The 17,716-nt window shown below is 73.9% G+C and carries 21 protein-coding genes; 15 read left to right on the forward strand and 6 right to left on the reverse strand.

Features of this window, described 5'->3' with window-relative positions:
- Positions 1-48 precede the first annotated feature (48 nt).
- Both E1283_RS04035 and E1283_RS04040 read left to right on the forward strand, forming a co-directional pair.
- Positions 49-828, forward strand: a complete 780-nt coding sequence (locus E1283_RS04035) for an ABC transporter permease (RefSeq protein WP_132816461.1) — start codon at positions 49-51, stop codon at positions 826-828.
- Positions 829-911: 83 nt separating this feature from the next.
- Complete coding sequence (locus tag E1283_RS04040; protein WP_132816462.1) at positions 912-1,562, forward strand: ABC transporter permease; 651 nt, start codon at positions 912-914, stop codon at positions 1,560-1,562.
- Here the strand turns inward: E1283_RS04040 and ybaK are convergent.
- Together ybaK and E1283_RS04050 are read right to left on the reverse strand one after the other, a co-directional pair.
- A complete protein-coding gene (ybaK, locus tag E1283_RS04045) occupies positions 1,559-2,086 on the reverse strand; it encodes a Cys-tRNA(Pro) deacylase (protein ID WP_132816463.1) in 528 nt (175 codons plus the stop codon). The genes E1283_RS04040 and ybaK overlap by 4 nt on opposite strands.
- An 8-nt stretch (positions 2,087-2,094) precedes the next feature.
- Positions 2,095-2,841, reverse strand: a complete 747-nt coding sequence (locus E1283_RS04050) for an LON peptidase substrate-binding domain-containing protein (RefSeq protein WP_132816464.1) — start codon at positions 2,839-2,841, stop codon at positions 2,095-2,097.
- Positions 2,842-2,968: 127 nt separating this feature from the next.
- On the opposite strand from E1283_RS04050, the gene hisD reads away from it, so the two are divergent.
- From hisD to hisF, 7 genes are read left to right on the forward strand one after another with little or no spacing between them, the layout of a single operon-like run.
- A complete protein-coding gene (gene hisD / locus E1283_RS04055; RefSeq protein ID WP_132816465.1) occupies positions 2,969-4,330 on the forward strand; it encodes a histidinol dehydrogenase in 1,362 nt (453 codons plus the stop codon).
- Positions 4,327-5,442 carry a histidinol-phosphate transaminase gene (locus E1283_RS04060; protein ID WP_132816466.1) on the forward strand — a complete coding sequence of 372 codons (1,116 nt, stop codon included), beginning with the start codon at positions 4,327-4,329 and terminating at the stop codon, positions 5,440-5,442. Before hisD ends, E1283_RS04060 begins: the two co-directional genes overlap by 4 nt.
- A complete protein-coding gene (gene hisB / locus E1283_RS04065) occupies positions 5,439-6,029 on the forward strand; it encodes an imidazoleglycerol-phosphate dehydratase HisB (RefSeq protein WP_132816467.1) in 591 nt (196 codons plus the stop codon). The genes E1283_RS04060 and hisB overlap by 4 nt, the downstream gene beginning before the upstream one ends.
- Complete coding sequence (locus tag E1283_RS37020; protein ID WP_165956005.1) at positions 6,026-6,181, forward strand: hypothetical protein; 156 nt, start codon at positions 6,026-6,028, stop codon at positions 6,179-6,181. The genes hisB and E1283_RS37020 overlap by 4 nt, the downstream gene beginning before the upstream one ends.
- 4 nt (positions 6,182-6,185) lie before the next feature.
- Positions 6,186-6,827, forward strand: coding sequence for an imidazole glycerol phosphate synthase subunit HisH (gene hisH / locus E1283_RS04070; RefSeq protein WP_132816468.1), 642 nt, complete (start codon positions 6,186-6,188; stop codon positions 6,825-6,827).
- Between the two features lie 9 nt (positions 6,828-6,836).
- On the forward strand, positions 6,837-7,577 hold the full coding sequence (gene priA, locus E1283_RS04075) for a bifunctional 1-(5-phosphoribosyl)-5-((5-phosphoribosylamino)methylideneamino)imidazole-4-carboxamide isomerase/phosphoribosylanthranilate isomerase PriA (protein WP_132816469.1): 741 nt from the start codon (positions 6,837-6,839) through the stop codon (positions 7,575-7,577).
- Positions 7,574-8,344 (forward strand): imidazole glycerol phosphate synthase subunit HisF, encoded by a 771-nt coding sequence (hisF, locus tag E1283_RS04080; protein WP_132816470.1) that lies wholly within the window; start codon positions 7,574-7,576, stop codon positions 8,342-8,344. Before priA ends, hisF begins: the two co-directional genes overlap by 4 nt.
- 44 nt (positions 8,345-8,388) lie before the next feature.
- On the opposite strand, the gene E1283_RS04085 is transcribed toward hisF, so the two are convergent.
- Entirely contained in the window at positions 8,389-9,558 is a 1,170-nt protein-coding gene (locus E1283_RS04085) for an FAD-dependent monooxygenase (protein WP_132816471.1), read from the reverse strand.
- A gap of 87 nt (positions 9,559-9,645) precedes the next feature.
- A complete protein-coding gene (locus E1283_RS04090; RefSeq protein WP_132816472.1) occupies positions 9,646-10,833 on the reverse strand; it encodes a macrolide family glycosyltransferase in 1,188 nt (395 codons plus the stop codon).
- Between the two features lie 209 nt (positions 10,834-11,042).
- Here E1283_RS04090 and E1283_RS04095 point away from each other — a divergent pair, with 209 nt between their 5' ends.
- A complete protein-coding gene (locus E1283_RS04095) occupies positions 11,043-11,651 on the forward strand; it encodes a TetR/AcrR family transcriptional regulator (RefSeq protein ID WP_132816473.1) in 609 nt (202 codons plus the stop codon).
- Between the two features lie 11 nt (positions 11,652-11,662).
- Here the strand turns inward: E1283_RS04095 and E1283_RS04100 are convergent, their stop codons facing one another.
- Complete coding sequence (locus E1283_RS04100; protein ID WP_243744584.1) at positions 11,663-12,106, reverse strand: MarR family winged helix-turn-helix transcriptional regulator; 444 nt, start codon at positions 12,104-12,106, stop codon at positions 11,663-11,665.
- A 72-nt stretch (positions 12,107-12,178) separates the two neighbouring features.
- Here E1283_RS04100 and E1283_RS04105 point away from each other — a divergent pair, with 72 nt between their 5' ends.
- Positions 12,179-13,057 (forward strand): MBL fold metallo-hydrolase, encoded by an 879-nt coding sequence (locus tag E1283_RS04105; RefSeq protein WP_207930289.1) that lies wholly within the window; start codon positions 12,179-12,181, stop codon positions 13,055-13,057.
- 62 nt (positions 13,058-13,119) lie between these two features.
- Here E1283_RS04105 and E1283_RS04110 read toward each other — a convergent pair whose 3' ends face one another.
- Complete coding sequence (locus E1283_RS04110) at positions 13,120-13,473, reverse strand: MerR family transcriptional regulator (protein WP_132816475.1); 354 nt, start codon at positions 13,471-13,473, stop codon at positions 13,120-13,122.
- Between the two features lie 92 nt (positions 13,474-13,565).
- Here E1283_RS04110 and E1283_RS04115 point away from each other — a divergent pair, with 92 nt between their 5' ends.
- The 4 genes from E1283_RS04115 to E1283_RS04130 all read left to right on the forward strand — a co-directional run bounded on the left by E1283_RS04115 (position 13,566) and on the right by E1283_RS04130 (position 17,715).
- A complete protein-coding gene (locus E1283_RS04115) occupies positions 13,566-14,363 on the forward strand; it encodes an aminotransferase class IV family protein (protein WP_132816476.1) in 798 nt (265 codons plus the stop codon).
- Between the two features lie 172 nt (positions 14,364-14,535).
- Positions 14,536-15,540: a phosphotriesterase family protein gene (locus tag E1283_RS04120; protein WP_132816477.1), complete on the forward strand. Its 1,005-nt coding sequence runs from the start codon at positions 14,536-14,538 to the stop codon at positions 15,538-15,540.
- Between the two features lie 39 nt (positions 15,541-15,579).
- Positions 15,580-16,545: an aldo/keto reductase gene (locus E1283_RS04125; protein ID WP_132816478.1), complete on the forward strand. Its 966-nt coding sequence runs from the start codon at positions 15,580-15,582 to the stop codon at positions 16,543-16,545.
- Positions 16,546-16,680: 135 nt separating this feature from the next.
- Positions 16,681-17,715, forward strand: a complete 1,035-nt coding sequence (locus E1283_RS04130) for a ScbA/BarX family gamma-butyrolactone biosynthesis protein (RefSeq protein WP_132816479.1) — start codon at positions 16,681-16,683, stop codon at positions 17,713-17,715.
- The last annotated feature ends 1 nt before the right edge of the window (position 17,716 follow it).

Below are 17,716 nucleotides of genomic sequence, written 5' to 3' on the forward strand. Positions count from 1 at the left end.
GGAGAAGCCCAGGGGAGACAGCCATGACGTGTGGACGGAGGTCCGTTGATGGTCGGTGGTGGTGAGGCCGCCGTCGCGTTGGCGCCGCGGGTCGCGGTGTGGGGGGCGTTGGGAGCCGTGTACCGGGCGCAGTTGTCGCGGGCGCGGGTGGCGCGGATTCCGCTGTTGTTCGTGGCGACGTTCCAGTCCGTCGGGATCATGGTCCTGATGCGCGGCGTCGTCGACGGCGGCGGGGACGAGGCGCGGGCCGTGGTCGCGGGGTCGGCCGTGCTCGTGGTCGCCTTCGTGGCGCTCAACCTGCTCGCCCAGTACTTCGGGCACCTCCGTGCCGCCGGGGGGCTCGACCACTACGCCACGCTGCCGGTGCCGGGCGCCGCCGTCGCGCTCGGGACGGCCGCCGCCTACGCGTCGTTCACCGTGCCCGGGGTCCTCGTGACCGCCGTCGTCGGAGCCCTGCTCTACCAGCTGCCGCTCGGCGGCCTCTGGGTGGCGCTGGCCGTCGTGCCGCTGGCCGGGGCCGCGCTCGCCGGGCTCGGGGCCGCGCTCGGGCTGCTCGCGCCCCGTGCCGAGCTGGCCACCCTCTGCGGTCAGCTCGGCATGTCCGCGGCCCTGCTGCTCGGCGTGCTGCCCGAGCCCCGGCTGCCCGAGCCGGCCCGCTGGCTGCGGGACCTGCTGCCGTCCAGCTACGGCGTGGACGCGCTGGCCGCCGCGCTCGGGCCGCGCCCCGACTGGGGTTCCGTGGCCGCCAACCTCACCGTCTGCGCCGTCGTCGGCGCCCTCGCGCTCGCGCTCGCGACCTGGGCGTATCGCCGGGCCGCGGTGCGTTGAACCGTTGAACCGCTCAGCTGTTCATACGGCCGAACGGCCGTCCCGTGGCCCGAACATCCGGCCGGACCTGGCAGGATGACGGGGTGAGCGCACCCGAGCCAGCACCGGAACCGCGTCCCGCCGCGCACCGTGGCCACGACCCGTGGGCAGTGCCGGAGGCGCCCGCCCCGGCCGAGCCGGCCGGCCGGAGCTGGGGGCGGGAGATACGCCTGGCGCTGCTGGTCGGACTGCCTGTCGCGGCGCTCGCCGGACCGCTGCTCGGTTTTCTCTGGTTGTGGCGGGCGCCCAGGGTGCCGCTCGTCGCCAGTGGCAACGACGTGATCCTCGCCGAGCCCGAGGGCCAGCAGGCCTTCGGCGCGGACGGCACCTTCCTGCTGATCGGGCTCGCCGTGGGCGCTCTCGCCGGCCTGCTCGTCTTCCTGCTGCGCCGCCACGACGGGGTGGCGTCCGTGATCGGGCTGGCCGCCGGCGCCCTGGGCGGCTCGTTCGTCGCCTGGCGGATCGGCGTCTGGTTCGGGCCCCAGCAGGACCTGGCGGCCCACGCCCGCGCGGCCGGCTCCGCCGTCTTCGACGCCCCCCTCGACCTCGGCGCCCGCGGCGTGCTGCTCGGCCTGCCGTTCGCCGCGATCGGCGTCCACCTGCTCTGCATGGCCGCCTGGGGCCCGCGCGATCCGCGCCCGGTGCCGACCGAGTTCCCCCGATGGGGTGAACCGACCGGCGACCCGGCGCGTTAGGCCCGGACCGGCCCGGACACACCCTGGTCGCGGGCGATCGCCGCGCTGGCCGCCCCGGTCAGTCGCAGCAGGTCGGCCGGGGCCAGCTCGATCTCCAGGCCGCGCCGGCCGGCCGACACGAACACCGACGCGAGGCCGGCGGCCGAGTCGTCCACGACCGTCCGCAGCCGCCGCCGCTGGCCGAGCGGCGAGATCCCGCCCCGCACATAGCCGGTGGCGCGCTCGGCCGCCGCCGGGTCGGCCATCGCGGCCCGCTTCCCGCCGAGCGCCGTCGCCAGCGCCTTCAGGCCGAGTGAGCGCGCCACGGGCACCACCGCCACCACCAGCTCGCCGTCCACCTCGGCGAGCAGCGTCTTGAAGACCCGCTCCGGCGCCACCCCGAGCGCCCGGACGGCCTCCTCGCCGTAGGACAGCGCGGAGGTCGGGTCGTGTGTGTAGGAATGGAGCGTGAACGGGACGCCCGCCCCGGTCGCGGCGACCGTCGCGGGGGTGCCGCCCGCGCCCTGCTGCTTCTTCCTCCCCATCGCGGGCCTCAGTTCAGGCTCGTCGGCCGGACCGTGAACTCCGCGCCCGGCACCGAGGGCAGCCGCGCGATCACCGACGTCTCCTGCCGCAGGATCCGCAGCTCCTCGGCGAGCCGGGTCGCGGTGTCCTTGGCCTGAAGCAGCCGCTGCTTGTCCGCCGTGTAGAGCATGGTGGCGGCCGCCACCAGGTAGGAGACCACCGACGGGTCGTCCGGCAGCTCCTGCCGGGGCCCGAGCGTCCGCTCGTTGGCGCCGGCCAGCACCTTCTGGTAGCCCCGGAACGCCCGCAGCACCCCGGAGGCCAGCGCGCCGGCGCCCTCGCCCGCGACCTCCTCCAACGGCTGGACCTCGGCCGTCAGATACGGCCCGCTCGCGTCCACCGACACCAGCCGGAACCGGGTGGTGCCGGTGGCCAGCACCTCGAACCCCTCGGCCGCCGGCCGTGGCCTGATCGTCGACGCGTCGGCGACACAGCCCACGTCGTGGAACGAGCGCATCGGATCCTCCGGGTCGAAGCCGTCCGCCGGACCGCGCTCGGGGCGCTCGCCCTCCTCCGGCAGCCCGAGGCCGCTCAGCGAGGACTCGCGGCCGTCTCTGATGGCGACCACCGCGAACGGCCGCGGCCCCTCCTCCGGCAGTTCGGACAGGTCGCTCATCATGGCGCGATAACGCGCCTCGAAGACGTTGAGCGGCAGCACCAGCCCGGGGAACAGCACGGTGTTCAGCGGGAAGAGCGGCAGGCGCGTGGTCGTCACGACCGGCCAGCCTATCGGCTGCCTCGTCCGCCGCCACCGGGCGCGGTCCCGCCCGGCCCGTGTGGTGCCGGCCCACATGGTGAACTGCGCCACCGGCCCGTTCCGGCCGTCTGCGAGACTGGGAACCGTGCTGAACCGAATCGATCTGCGGGACATCCCGGCCTCCCCGGCCGGGATCGACCGCGACCTGCTGCCGCGCGCCGAGTTCGACGTCGAGGCCGCCCTGGAGAAGGTGCGGCCGATCTGTGAGAACGTGCGGCATCACGGCACCGCGGCGCTGATCGAGTACGCGCAGCGGTTCGAGGGCGTCACCATCGACCGGGTCCGGGTGCCCGTCGAGGAGCTCGACCGGGCGCTGGCCGCCCTCGACCCGGCCGTCAGGGCCGCCCTCGAGGAGTCCATCAGGCGGGCCAGGCTCGTCCACCGCGACCAGCGGCGGGCCGACTCCACCGTCCGCGTCGTGCCGGGCGGCACCGTCACCGAGCGCTGGGTGCCCGTCGAGCGCGTCGGCCTCTACGTGCCGGGCGGCCGCGCCGTCTACCCGTCGTCCGTGGTCATGAACGTGGTGCCGGCCCAGGAGGCGGGCGTCGCCTCGCTCGCCGTCGCCTCGCCGCCGCAGGCCGACCACGGCGGCCTGCCGCACCCCACCATCCTGGCCGCCTGCGCCCTGCTCGGCGTCACCGAGGTCCACGCCGCCGGCGGCGCCCAGGCCATCGCCATGTTCGCCTACGGCACCGAGGAGTGCCGCCCCGCCCGGCTGGTCACCGGCCCCGGCAACGTCTACGTCGCCGCCGCCAAGCGGCTGCTGCGCGGCGTCATCGGCATCGACGCCGAGGCGGGCCCCACCGAGATCGCCGTCCTCGCCGACGACACCGCCGACCCGCGGCTCGTCGCCGCCGACCTGATCAGCCAGGCCGAGCACGACGTGCTGGCCGCCGCCGTGCTGGTCACCCCGTCCGTCGCGCTCGCCGACGCGGTCGACGACGAGCTGCGCCGCCAGGTGCCGGCCGCCAGGCACCGGGAGCGGATCACCGAGGCGCTCACCGGCCGGCAGTCCGGCGTCGCCCTGGTGGCGGACCTCGACCACGGCCTCGCCGTCGTCGACGCGTACGCCGCCGAGCACCTGGAGATCATGACCGAGGACGCGGCCGCCGTCGCCGCCCGGGTGCGGAACGCGGGCGCCGTGTTCGTCGGCCCCTACGCGCCCGTCTCGCTCGGCGACTACTGCGCCGGCTCGAACCACGTCCTGCCCACCGGAGGCTGCGCCTGCCACTCCTCCGGGCTTTCCGTACAGTCGTTCCTGCGTGGCATGCACGTCGTGGACTACGACCGCGAGGCGCTGGCCGGCGTCGCCCACCACGTGGTGGCCCTCGCCGAGGCGGAGGACCTGCCGGCCCACGGCTCGGCGGTCAGCGTCAGGTTCGGGAACGCCGCGGTCGAGGGCGCGGCAGGCAGCGAAGACGAGCGGAAGGTTCCCCAGAGCAAGTGACCCGCATCGACGACCTCCCCGTCCGCGACGAGCTGCGCGGCAAGTCCCCGTACGGCGCCCCGCAGCTCGACGTCCCGGTGCGGCTCAACGTCAACGAGAGCCCGTACCCGATGCCGGAGCAGCTGGTGCGGCGCATCGCCGAGCGCGTCTCGGACGCCGCCCGCACCCTCAACCGCTACCCCGACCGGGACGCGGTGGTGCTGCGCACCCAGCTGGCCGACTACCTCACCCGCACCACGGGGCACCGGCTCGGGCCGAACCAGATCTGGGCGGCCAACGGCTCCAACGAGATCCTCCAGCAGCTGCTCCAGGCGTTCGGCGGGCCCGGCCGCACCGCCCTCGGTTTCGACCCCTCCTACTCGATGCACCCGCTGATCTCCCGGGGCACCGGCACCGGCTGGATCTCCGGGCCGCGCACCGCCGAGTTCGACATCGACACCGAGGCCGCCGTCGCCGCCATCCACGAGCACCGGCCCGACGTCGTGTTCGTCTGCTCGCCCAACAACCCGACCGGCACCGCCGTCTCGCCCGAGACGGTGCTGGCGCTGTACGAGGCGGCGCAGGCCGCCAGCGGCGGCCCCGGCGCGCTGGTCGTGGTGGACGAGGCGTACGCCGAGTTCAGCCACCGGCCCTCGCTGCTGTCGCTGATCGAGGGCCGGCCGACGCTGGTGATCAGCCGCACCATGTCCAAGGCGTTCGGCGCCGCCGGGCTGCGGCTCGGCTACCTCGCCGCCGACCCGGCCGTCGTGGACGCCGTCCAGCTGGTCCGGCTGCCGTACCACCTGTCGGCCGTCACCCAGGCCACCGCGCACGCCGCGCTCGAGTTCTCCGACACGCTGCTCGGCTATGTCGAGGAGCTCAAGGCCGAGCGGGACCGGCTGGTCGTCGAGCTGCGGGTGCTGGGCTGCGAGGTCACCGAGTCCGACGCCAACTTCGTGCAGTTCGGCCGGTTCGCCGACCCGCACGACGTCTGGCAGCGGCTGCTCGACCACGGGGTGCTGGTCCGGGACAACGGTGTGCCGGGGCGGCTGCGCGTCACCGCCGGCACCCGTCAGGAGAACGACGCGTTTCTCGACGCGGTTCGAGCCGTGATGAAGGAGAACAACGAATGACCCGCGTGGGTCGCGTGGAACGCACCACCAAGGAGACCTCGGTCAAGGTCGAGATCGATCTCGACGGCACCGGGAAGGTCGACGTGTCGACCGGAGTCGGCTTCTTCGACCACATGCTCGACCAGCTCGGTCGGCACGGCCTGTTCGACCTCACCGTCACCACCGAGGGCGACCTGCACATCGACAGCCACCACACCATCGAGGACACGGCCCTCGCGCTGGGCGCCGCGTTCCGCGAGGCGCTGGGCGACAAGCGGGGCATCGTCCGGTTCGCCGACGCCTCGGTGCCGCTCGACGAGTCCCTCGCCCAGGTGACCGTCGATCTCTCCGGCCGCCCCTACCTGGTACACCGCGAGCCGGAGAACCTGGCGCCGATGATCGGCTCCTACGACACCACCATGACCCGGCACATCCTGGAGTCGTTCGTCGCCCAGGCCCAGATCGCGCTGCACGTCCACGTGCCGTACGGGCGGAACGCGCACCACATCGTGGAGTGCCAGTTCAAGGCCCTGGCCAGGGCGCTGCGCTACGCCAGCGAGATCGACCCGCGGCAGACGGGGATCCCGTCGACCAAGGGGGCGCTGTGAACGGGGTGTCGACGGTGCTGATCGTCGTCGGGCTCTTCCTGCTCGGCGGGGTGATCTCGTTCCTCAAGCAGGGCCTGCCCAGGGGCGTGGTCGTGCTGCTCGGCAGCAGCAGCGCGCTGTGCCTGGTGGCCGGCCTGCTCAGGCTCGGGTGATCCGATGACCTCCGCCAAGAAGGTCGTGGTCTTCGACTACGGCTTCGGCAACGTCCGTTCCGCCGAGCGCGCCGTCGCCCGGGCGGGCGCCGACGTCGAGATCACCCGGGACTACGACACCGCGATGAACGCCGACGGCCTGCTGGTCCCCGGCGTCGGCGCCTTCGCCGCCTGCATCGACGGGCTGCGCGCGGCCCGCGGCGACTGGGTCGTCGGCCGCCGCCTCGCCGGCGGCCGGCCGGTGTTCGGCATCTGCGTCGGCATGCAGATCCTCTTCGCCCGCGGCATCGAACACGGCGTGGAGAGCGAGGGCCTCGACGAGTGGCCGGGCACGGTGGGCCCGCTGCACGCCGAGATAGTGCCGCACATGGGCTGGAACACCGTCGAGGCGCCCGCCGGCTCCGCGCTGTTCGCCGGCCTGTCCGCCGAGGACCGTTTCTACTTCGTGCACTCCTACGCCGTGCACGACTGGGAGCTGGCGGCCCATCACGAGGCGCAGGTCGCGCCCCTGGTCAGCTGGGCGACCCACGGCGAGCCGTTCGTCGCCGCCGTGGAGAACGGCCCGCTGTGGGCGACGCAGTTCCACCCGGAGAAGTCCGGCGACGCCGGCGCCCGCCTCCTCACCAACTGGATCGAGACACTGTAGATGCCCGTCATGCCCACGCTTGAGCTCCTTCCCGCCGTCGACGTCCGCGACGGCCAGGCCGTCCGTCTGGTCCACGGCGTCTCCGGCACCGAGACGTCCTACGGCGACCCGCTCGCCGCGGCCCTCGCCTGGCAGGCGGCCGGCGCCGAGTGGCTGCACCTGGTCGACCTGGACGCCGCGTTCGGCACCGGCGACAACCGGGAGCGCATCGCCGAGGTCACCCGCACCATGGACATCAAGGTCGAGCTGTCCGGCGGTATCCGGGACGACGCGTCGCTGGCCGCCGCGCTGGCCACCGGCTGCACCCGCGTCAACCTCGGCACCGCGGCCCTGGAGTCGCCCGAGTGGGTCGCCAAGGTCATCGCCGAGCACGGCGACCGGATCGCGGTCGGCCTCGACGTGCGCGGCACCACGCTGCGCGGCCGCGGCTGGACGCGGGACGGCGGCGACCTGTTCGAGACGCTGGCCCGGCTGAACGCCGAGGGCTGCGCCCGCTACGTCGTCACCGACATCAACAAGGACGGCACCCTCCAGGGCCCCAACGTCGACCTGCTGCGCTCCGTCTGCGCCGCCACGGACCGCCCGGTGGTGGCCTCCGGCGGCGTCTCCTCGCTCGACGACCTGCGCGTGCTCGCCACCCTGGTGCCGGAGGGCGTCGAGGGCGCCATCGTCGGCAAGGCCCTGTACGCCCGCGCCTTCACGCTGGAGGAGGCGCTGGCGGTGGTCTCCGGCGGAGGGGTCGCCGCATGAGTCTTGCCGTACGGGTCATTCCCTGTCTCGACGTGGACGCGGGCAGGGTCGTCAAGGGCGTCAACTTCGAGAACCTGCGGGACGCGGGCGATCCGGTGGAGATGGCGCAGGTCTACGACGCCGAGGGCGCCGACGAGCTGACGTTCCTCGACATCACGGCCTCCTCGGGCAACCGGGAGACCACCTACGACGTGGTGCGCCGCACCGCCGAGCAGGTCTTCATCCCGCTCACGGTGGGCGGCGGCGTGCGGACGGTCGAGGACGTGGACCGGCTGCTGCGGGCCGGCGCCGACAAGGTCGGCGTCAACACCGCGGCGATCGCCCGCCCCGAGCTGATCAGGGAGATCGCCGAGCGCTTCGGCCGCCAGGTGCTGGTCCTCTCGGTGGACGCCAGGCGCTGCCCGGAGGGCACCACCACGCCGTCCGGCTTCGAGGTCACCACGCACGGCGGCCGCCGCGGCACCGGCCTCGACGCGGTCGAATGGGCGCACCGGGCGGCCGAGTTGGGCGCCGGCGAGATCCTGCTCAACTCGATGGACGCGGACGGCACCAAGGACGGCTACGACACCTCGATGATCGCGGCGGTCCGCAAGCACGTCACGATCCCGGTGATCGCCTCGGGCGGCGCCGGCCGGCTCGAACACTTCCCGCCGGCCATCGAGGCGGGCGCGGACGCGGTGCTCGCCGCGTCGGTCTTCCACTTCGGCGATCTGCGGATCGGCGAGGTCAAGGGCGCCCTGCGGGCGTCCGGTCACCCGGTGCGTTGACGTTCCCGCTGGGCGCCCGCTGGCCTGCCGGCCGGTCGGGTGGCTCAGTTCGGGTCGTCGGCCCGCGGCGGTCGCCAGTCCGCGATGCCGTCCAGAGTGCGCAGGGCGGCGGTGGGGCCGAGCAGTCGGCCGGCGCCGAACAGCAGGGTGCGTGCGGCCACGGCGGGACCCGATGACCAGGTGGTGAGGCGGGCGATCCGGCCCGAGCGGTGCGCCACCATGGTGGTGCGGGCCAGGCGTCGCTCGGTGTACGCGGCCAACTCCCCGTCCGCCGTCGCCAGTCGGGCGAGCACCACGGCGTCCTCGATGGCCTGGCAGCCGCCCTGGCCGAGGTTGGGCGTCATGGGGTGTGCCGCGTCGCCGAGCAGCGCCACCCGGCCGCGGTGGAGGGCGGGCAGCGGCGCGGCCAGGGTGTGGACGTCGCCGCGCAGTACGGCCCCCGGGGCGACGGCGTCGAGGAGGCGCGGCACCGGCTGGTGCCAGTCGCCGAACAGCCGCCGCAGCTCGGCTCGTTCGTCGTCGGGTGCGTGTTCTCCCGGTGGGGTGACGGCGGTGGCGTAGCAGTAGACCCGGCCCTCGGTGAGCGGGGTGGTGCCCCAGAGCCGGCCGCGCCCCCAGGTCTCGTGCGGGACGTATCCCTCGGGTGGCGCGTCCGCGACGAAGCGCCAGGCGGTGAAGCCGGCGTAGGCGAGTCCCGGGTGGTCGGGGAAGAGCGTCGCGCGGGTGCGGGAGTGGATGCCGTCCGCCGCCACCAGCAGCTCCGCTTCCGCCGTCTCCCGTCCGGCCGTGACCTCCGCCGGCGCGCCGCCCGGGGCACCAGGCGCGACGCCGGTGACGGTGGTGCCGGTGCGGATGGTGCCCTCCGGCAGCGCGTCGACCAGCAGGTGGACGAGTTCGGCGCGGTGGGCAAGCACCACCGGGCCGTCGAAGCGGGCGGCCGCGGCCTCGCCGGTGGTCCGCGACACCCATCTGCCGCGCGGGGTGCGGAGGCCGCCCGTGCCGGAGAACGCCGCCAACGCGCGCACGGCGTCGCCGAGTTCGAGGACGTCGAGCGCGCGTTGGGCGTTCGGGGCGACGGCGATGCCGGCGCCCACCGGTTCGAGCGCCGGGGCCCGTTCGAGGACGGTGACCCGCCAGCCGCGGCGGTGCAGGGCGACGGCCGCGGTCAGCCCGCCGATGCCGGCACCGACGACGATGGCGCGGGGGAGGGACATGGGTCCTCCAGAGAAGCCTTGGGAACTACAAGTGTAGTCCCGTCCAGCCCCCCGCGCACTACGGCTGTAGTTGCCGCGTTGTCGTTGTCAGCCGAGCATGGCCTCGATCAGGTCGGCGGCCCGCTCGGTGCCGCCCTCGGCGCGCGCCTCGGCCCTGAGCCGGGCCGAACGGCGGGCCACCTCGGGGTCGTCGACGAGCTCGGTCAGCGCGGCCCGCAGCGCCTCGGCCGTGGCGTCCTCGGTGTCGACCCGCCGGGCCACACCGAGCTCCACCAGCCGGTCCGCGTTCATGAACTGGTCGACGGCCTGCGGCACCGCGATCATCGGCACCCCCGCGTACAGGCCCTCGCTGCTGCCGCCCATCCCGGCATGGGTGACGAACGCGTCGGCCTGCTCCAGGATCGCCAACTGCGGCACCCAGGGGTGCACTTCGACGTTGGACGGGATCTCGCCGAGCTCGCCGGGGTCGGTGTGGCGCCCGATCCCCAGCACCACGTGCCAGCCCGGCAGATTCCCGAAGGCCGCCAGGCACCGTCGGTAGAACTCCGTCCGCCTGGTGAACGCCGAGCCGAGCGAGATCAGCAGCACCCGCTCCGCGCCGGCCGGGCGGGCCCAGGTGTCCCGGGCGGTCCTGGCGCCGAAGCAGGGGCCGACGAAGGTCGTCGTCCCGGTGTCCACCCGGTCCGCGTGCGGCTGCATCGCCCGTGGGATGAGGGCGACGGAGCCCGTCGGGCGCCGGGAGAACTCCTCCATGTCGGTGGTGGTGGCCCCGCAGCGGGCCAGCCATTCGGTCAACCGGGCACGGAGCGCGTCGCCGCCGGGCAGTGCCAGGAGCGGTTCCGCGACCTCCTTGTCGTAGCCGTCCCAGGCCACGAAGGTCGGCGACAGCTGGAGGTAGGGGCGGCCCTGCGCCTCGGCGATGGCGCGCGCCGCGTAGGTGCCGATGTCGTACAGGTAGAGGTCGGCCGGGTCGGCGTCGTAGAAGGCGCGCAGCCGCGGATGGGCCTGGATGGAGTCCTCCACGAAGACGCGCATCGCGGCGATCGGGTCGTCGGGCCAGTCGTTGTCGGCGACCGGCAGGGCGGTCGGGTAGGGGACGAGCTCGGCGCCCGTCTCCGCGATCCGGTCGGCGACCTGGGTGACGGCCGGGTCGTTGGCGTAGGTCACCCGGTGGCCGCGGGCCACCAGCTCCCGGATCACCTCCAGGCTCGGCAGGACGTGACTGACGGCGGGGATGCCGATCATGGCGATATGGGCACGAGTCCGTGCTGGCATGGGAGATCACTCGTTTCAGTTCTACGGCGGGTGAGGGAACGACGAACCGGGGCGCCGCCATCGGGGCGCCCGCGCGATTCGCGAGACGGGGCCGGGCGCTGGGCCCTGGCCGGGTCAGCCGTAGATCTGGCGCAGGAACTGCATTCCGGCACCCTAACCCGCGCCGGCCGTGCCGCGCACCCGGTTTCGGGGGCGGTAGGTTCTGCCGTGTGAGCACGCCACGGATCGACGTCATCGCCGACGCCGCACTCGGGCTGTTGGCCGAGCGCGGCTCCCGGGGTCTCACCCACCGCGCGGTGGACGAGGCGGCCGGGCTGCCGCCCGGCTCCACCTCCAACCGGGCCCGCACCCGGTCCGCGCTGCTCGAACTCGCCGTGCGCCGGCTGGCCGTCCGCGAGGCGGCGCACGCCGGACCCGCCGGGCCGGGGCCGGCCGTCGCGCCCGTCGCGCCCGTCGCGCCCGTCGCGCTCGACGTGCTCGTTGAGCCGCTGGCCCGCGCCGTGCACGCGTCGATCACCACGGGTCGCGAACTGACGAGGGCCCGCTTCGAGTTGGCCCTGGAGGCCACTCGGCGCCCCGAACTGCGCGTCGCCTACGACGCCGCCGGCCGCGGCTTCCGCGCCCCGCTGGTCGCCGCGCTGTCCGCGCTCGGCGCCGCCGATCCCGACCGCCAGGCGCGGTCGTTGGCCGCCTGGTGCGAGGGCGTCCAGTTCCGCTTCGTCGCGGGCGCGGAGTCGGCCGACCCGCCGACCGAGGCCGAACTACGGGCGGATCTGGCGGAGTTGCTGCGCGGCATGCTGGGGAGCGAGCGGCGCTGAGCCCGCCCCGCTCACGAGCTCCGGCTCTCCGGGCGGATCGCCCGCTGGAGCAGCCCCTGAAGCGCCGCCTGTTCGTCCCGCGACAGGCCGCCCAACGGCGAGTCCTCGCCGAGCAGTTCGAGCAGCCGCCCCCTGAGGTCGGTGCCCTCCGGGGTGAGGACCAGCCACTTGGCCCGCCGGTCGGCGGGGTGCGGGCGACGCTCCACCAGCCCCTGCTTCTCCAGCTTGTCGACGACGAAGGTGGCGTTGGACGGTTCGCAACTCATGCGCTCCGCCAGCTCGCTGATCGTCATGGGCCCGCTGAGTTCGCGCAGCGCGGTGGCCTGTGGCGCGGTGAGCCCGAGACGGGCGGCGCGCAGGCGCAGATGCTCCGCGATCCGCTGGGCCATCCCGTTCACCAGGCCGCACAGCTGCCGTTCCGCGCTGGCGCGGGTCTCCTGGTCCTGGTCGCTCATGCGAACCATCTTAGCTCAAGCCTGAAAATTGGAAGCTTGAATGTTTCTAGCTTGATGCTTTACGGTCGGTCCATGGAGCTGATGCACGAACGACTGCGCAAGCCGGCGACCGTCAGGTCGCTGCGACTCGGTGAGACCACGGTCACCTATGTGCCGGACGGGGTCTGCCGACTCACGCCGACCGGCTGGTTCCCGGCGAGCACCGACGAGGACTGGGCCGTCCACCCGGAGTACCTGGACGAGGCGGGCAACGTCGTGGCGGGCATCGGCGGCCTGCTGGTGGAGCGCGACGGCCGCGCCCTGCTGATAGACGCCGGGTTCGGGCCACACTCCTACCCGACAGGTCCCGAGGGCCCGGTCACGGAGATCCAGGGCGGCGCGCTCCTCGACAACCTGGCCCGACTCGGCCGCGCGCCGACGGACGTCGAGGCCGTGGCCTTCACCCATCTGCACGTCGACCACGTCGGCTGGGGCTGGCTCCCCACCCCGGGCGGCGACCGCCCGCCGTTCGCGCACGCCCCCTACCTGGTGTCGGAACCGGAGTGGACCCAGCGCGAGTTCCTGGAGGCGGCCGGCACCGGGGCCGACATCCTGGACGCGATGGCCCCGTACGTGCGGACCGTGACGGACGGCGAGGAGATCTTCCCCGGCGTCCGCGTCCGGCTCTCCGCCGGCCACTCGCCCGGCCACGCCAGCTACGTCGTCACGACGGACGACCGCCGGCTGATCGCCTTCGGCGACGCCATGCACACGCCGGCCCAGATCCACCACCCCGACTGGCACGCGGCCCCCGACCACGACACCACGGCGTCCACCGAGGCCCGCCGCGGGCTCGTCGCCGAACTCCAGGAACCCGACACGATCGGCTTCGGCGTCCACTTCGCGGACGTCCCCTTCGGCCGCGTCCGCCAGGACGGCGACCGCCTGGCCTGGGTCCCGGTCGACGCGTGACGGCACCGAGGGAGCGGGGTTCGGGCGGCCGACCCACGGCACGTCCGGGTGGCTGACGCGGGTCAGGAGTCCGCGAGGTAGGTCGCCAGGGCGTGGCGGCTGCGTCGGAGGCCGTCGATGCGGTCGTCCATGGAGGCCAGTTCGCGGGTCAGGACGGCGCGCAGGTCCTCGCACCAGGTGAAGCGCGTGGGGTCGCGGAGTTCGCCGCGGACGCAGGGGAGGACGGCGCGGATCACGGCGCTGGAGAGGCCGATGCGCAGCAGGGCGCGGATGTGGCCCACGGTGGCGACCGTGTCCTCGGCGTAGTCGCGGTAGCCGTTCGGGCCACGGTCGGCGGTGAGGAGGCCCTGGGCCTCGTAGTACCGCAGCGACCGCTGGCTCGCGCCCGTCCGCCGCGACAGCTCCCCGATCAGCATCCGACGCACACCACCCGCGTTTGACTCTTCCACTGGTGTCAGGCCCTAACGTCGCCGCGACCAGGGACATTCCTCGAACCAGGGAGCATGGTGTGACGTTCTTCGTCGTGCAAAGGAACGGGCGGGCGGCGAGCGTCGAGGAGTTGGCGCCGCTGGCCTTCGCCGGGTACGCGCACTTCACCGCGGCGCAGGCGCGGGGCGGGCGGATCAGGGGGCTCGACCTGCATCTGGCGCGGCTGCGGGCCGCGTCCGAGGAGCTGTTCGGGCGGTCGCTGCCCGACGAGCGGGTGCGGGAGCTGCTGCGGACGGCGCTGGCCGCGGGGCCGGACGACGTGTCGCTGGTGGCGACGGTGTACTCGTCGGCCGGCGAGTACACCGCGGCCGGGGGAGAACTCGACGTGCTGGTGCGGACCGGGCCCGCCACCGAAGGACCGGCCGGGCCGCTGGCGCTGGCCGCGGTGGAGCACGAGCGGACGCTGCCAGGGCTGAAGCACGTGGGGGAGGTGGCCAAGACGTACCTGCTCAGGCGGGCCGTCGCGGACGGCTTCGACGACGCGGCGTTCCTCGACCGGCGGGGGCGGCTCGGCGAGGCCACCATCTGGAACCTCGCGTTCTGGGACGGCGAGGCCGTGGTGTGGCCGGCGGCCGACGTCCTGGGCGGGGTCACGATGGGGATTCTGCGGCGGCGTCTCGAAGGGCTCGGGACCGCGCAGCGGGTGCGGGAGGTCACCCCGGCGGACCTGTCGGCGCTGCGCGGGGCCGTCGTCATGAACTCCTGGACGCCCGGGGTGGCGGTGTCGCGGATCGCGGGGACGGAACTGCCCGAGGCGCCGGAATTCGTCGACGCGCTGCACCGCGCCTACGGGGCCGAGCCGCTCGTCGCGCCCTGAACCGGACGGCCGCCGGCGTCCGTTGCGGGCGCCGGCGGCCGCGCGGGGTACCCGAACGGGCATCCCGATCTCGCCTTGTGAGCTGCTGCTCCTGACCTGAGGCTTGGGGAGTTCGCCCGATTCCAGGTCCGCCCCGATCAGCGCCGCCCGCATCGGCGTCCGAGGAGATGGCATGGCTACGTCAGAAAATCCGGTCGGCGAGGAGGCCGTCGTCCAGACCGTGCGGGGGCCGGTCCCGGTCACCGACCTCGGGGTCACGCTCATGCACGAGCACCTGTTCGTGCTGACCCCCGACGTCCAGCAGAACCAGCCGCACCTCTGGAACGAGGAGGAGCGCGTCGAGGACGCCGTCGCCAAGCTGACCGGCGCCCACGAGCTGGGGGTGCGCACCTTCGTCGACCTCACCGCGATCGGTCAGGGCCGGTTCATCCCCCGGGTCAAGAAGGTGGCCGCCCGGGTGCCGCTCAACATCATCGTGGCCACCGGCGTCTACACGTACCACGACGTCCCCTACTTCTTTCACTACCGGGGCCCCGGCCGGCTCTTCGAGGGGCCCGAGCCGATGACCGAGCTGTTCGTGCGGGACATCACCACCGGCATCGCGGACACCGGGGTCCGCGCCGCCGTGCTCAAGTGCGCGACGGAGGAGGCCACCGTCTCCGAGGGCGTCGAACGCGTGCTGCGCGCCACCGCCCAGGCGCACCGCGAGACCGGCGCCCCCATCACCACCCACTCCAACGCCTATGTGCGCAACGGCCTCCCGCAGCAGAAGATCCTCGCCGAGGAGGGCGTCGACCTCCGGCACGTGATCATCGGCCACAGCGGCGACACCGACGACCTCGACTACCTGCGGGAGTTGATGGACGCCGGCTCGACCATCGGCATGGACCGGTTCGGCCTCGACAACTTCACGCCGCACGAGAAGCGGGTCCGCATCGTCGCCGACCTCGTCGCCGACGGCTACGCGGACCGGATGGTCCTCTCCCACGACTGCCCGTGCTTCATCGACTACTTCACCCAGGAGGACATGGCGGCGACCCTGCCCGACTGGGACTACACCCACCTGCACCGCCGCGTCATCCCCGCGCTGCTGGAGCTCGGGGTCACCGAGGACGACGTGCGGCAGATGCTCGTCGACAACCCGCGCCGCTACTTCACCCCCGTAGCGCCGTACTGATCCCCACCGTCACGCGACATCGCGAAGGAGCCACCGAACATGAAGACACGTCTGCCCGGCGACAGTGGGCTCGAGCTCTCCGCCATCGGCCTCGGCTGCATGGGCATGAGCTGGGTCTACGCCGAGTCCGAGCGTGACGACGTGGAGTCCGTCAAGGTCATCCAGCGCGCCCTCGACCTCGGCGTCACCTTCATCGACACCGCCGACCTCTACGGCCCGTTCACCAACGAGGAGTTGGTGGGCCGCGCCCTGGCCGGCCGCCGTGACGAGGTCGTGCTGGCCACCAAGTGCGGTCTGGTGCCGGACATGACGCTTTACCCGACCAAGGTCAAGGTGACGCCCAACGGCCGCCCCGAGCACATCAGGGCCGCCATCGACGGCAGCCTGCGCCGCCTCGGCACCGACCGCGTCGACCTCTTCCAGCTGCACCGGATCGACCCCGAGGTGCCGATCGAGGAGTCGTGGGGCGCCATGGCCGAGCTGGTCGCCGCCGGCAAGGCCCGGCACATCGGCCTCTCCGAGGCCGGCGTCGAGCACCTGGAGCGGGCCTCGACCATCCACCCGGTGGCCACCCTCCAGTCCGAGCTCTCGCTGTGGTCCCGCGACCCGCTGGCCGACACCCTGCCCTGGTGCCTCGCCAACGGCGTCGGTTTCCTGCCCTTCTCGCCGCTCGGCCGCGGCTTCCTCACCGGCACCATCCGCAGCGCCGAGCAGCTCCCGGCCAGCGACTTCCGCTCCCAGCAGCCCAGGTTCGCGCCCGCCGCGCTGGAGCGGAACCTGCGGATCGTGGACGGCGTGGAGAAGGTCGCCCAGCGCCACGACGCCACCCCCGCCCAGGTCGCGATCGCCTGGGTGCTCGCCCAGGGCCCGCACGTCGTCCCCATCCCCGGCAGCACCCGGCTCGCGCACCTGGAGGACAACGTCGGCGCCGTCGACCTTGAGCTGAGTGACGCCGACCTCACCGAGCTCGACGCCCTGCCCGCGCCCGTCGGCACCCGCTTCTAGGGCCGAACAGGACCCACCCCCCACGAATCGGCACCCGCAATCGACCGCCGCCACACTCTCCTCCAGCCAACGGCCCCCAGCTGAGGCTGGGCGGTACCCCCAGAGCGGGGCCTCCAGGAAGGTGACCGTCGCACCATGCCGAACTCCGGCCCGCCGCACGCCCCCACCGTTCCCCACACCGTCCGGGACCTGCCCGTCCCCGACATCGGCTTCCACTCCACCATCAGCCGCGGCCGCGTCCACCGGGTGGCCCTGGCCGAGACCTTCGTCACCGACATCGTTCCGCTGGCCGCCGACCTGTTCGCCTGCGGCGCCCAACTACCGCGCTCGCACGCCTACTTCGGCGAGGGCGGGCATCCGCCCGCGCACCACGACACGCTGCTGCTCGTCGAGGTCGTCCGGCAGGCCGTGATGGCCGGGGCACACGAGTTCCACGGCATCCCCGAGGAGGACAAGTTCGTCCTCACCCACAACCGGATCGCCGTGACCTCGCTCCCCGCGCTCCGTGTCGGCCCGGCCCCCGGCAACCTGACGGTCAACGTCCGCGTGGTCCGCACCGTGCTGCGCGACGACGTCGTCCGCGGCCTCGACTTCGAGGCCATCCTGCTCGCCGACGGCCACCCGGTCGCCGAGGCCGGCATGGGCATGGTCTACAAGACCCCGGCCTCCTACCAGCGGTTGCGCGACCGCGGCCGGGCCGAGGTCGGCCTCGCCCCCGAGGGGCGGCCGCTCGGGCCCCTGCCGCCGGTCGCCCCCGACCTGGTGGGCCGCCGGGACCCGGCCAACGTCGTGCTCTCCGCGTCCCGCGCCACCGGACCCGCCGGGGTCGGCGCCGGGCTGCGGGTCGACCAGGACCACCCCAGCATGTTCGACCACCCGCAGGACCACATCCCCGGGATGGTCATGAACGAGGCGTTCCGGCAGATCGCGCTGCACGCGGCCGACGCGGCGCACGCCCTGCACCCGGGACGCGGTCGGCTCACCCGGCTCGACGCCGTCTTCGCCCGGTTCGGGGAGCTCGACCTGCCCGCCACCGCCACCGCCGTGGCCGGCGCGCCGGTCACCAGCGGCGGGCTGCTGACCGTGCCGGTCACCGCCACCCTCGCCCAGCGCGACGCGCCGATCTCCACCGCCGAGATCGAACTCGCCTACCTGCGCCAGGGGAGTTGAC

The organism is Streptomyces hainanensis (genome assembly GCF_004348415.1).
Classification (GTDB): domain Bacteria; phylum Actinomycetota; class Actinomycetes; order Streptomycetales; family Streptomycetaceae; genus Streptomyces; species Streptomyces hainanensis.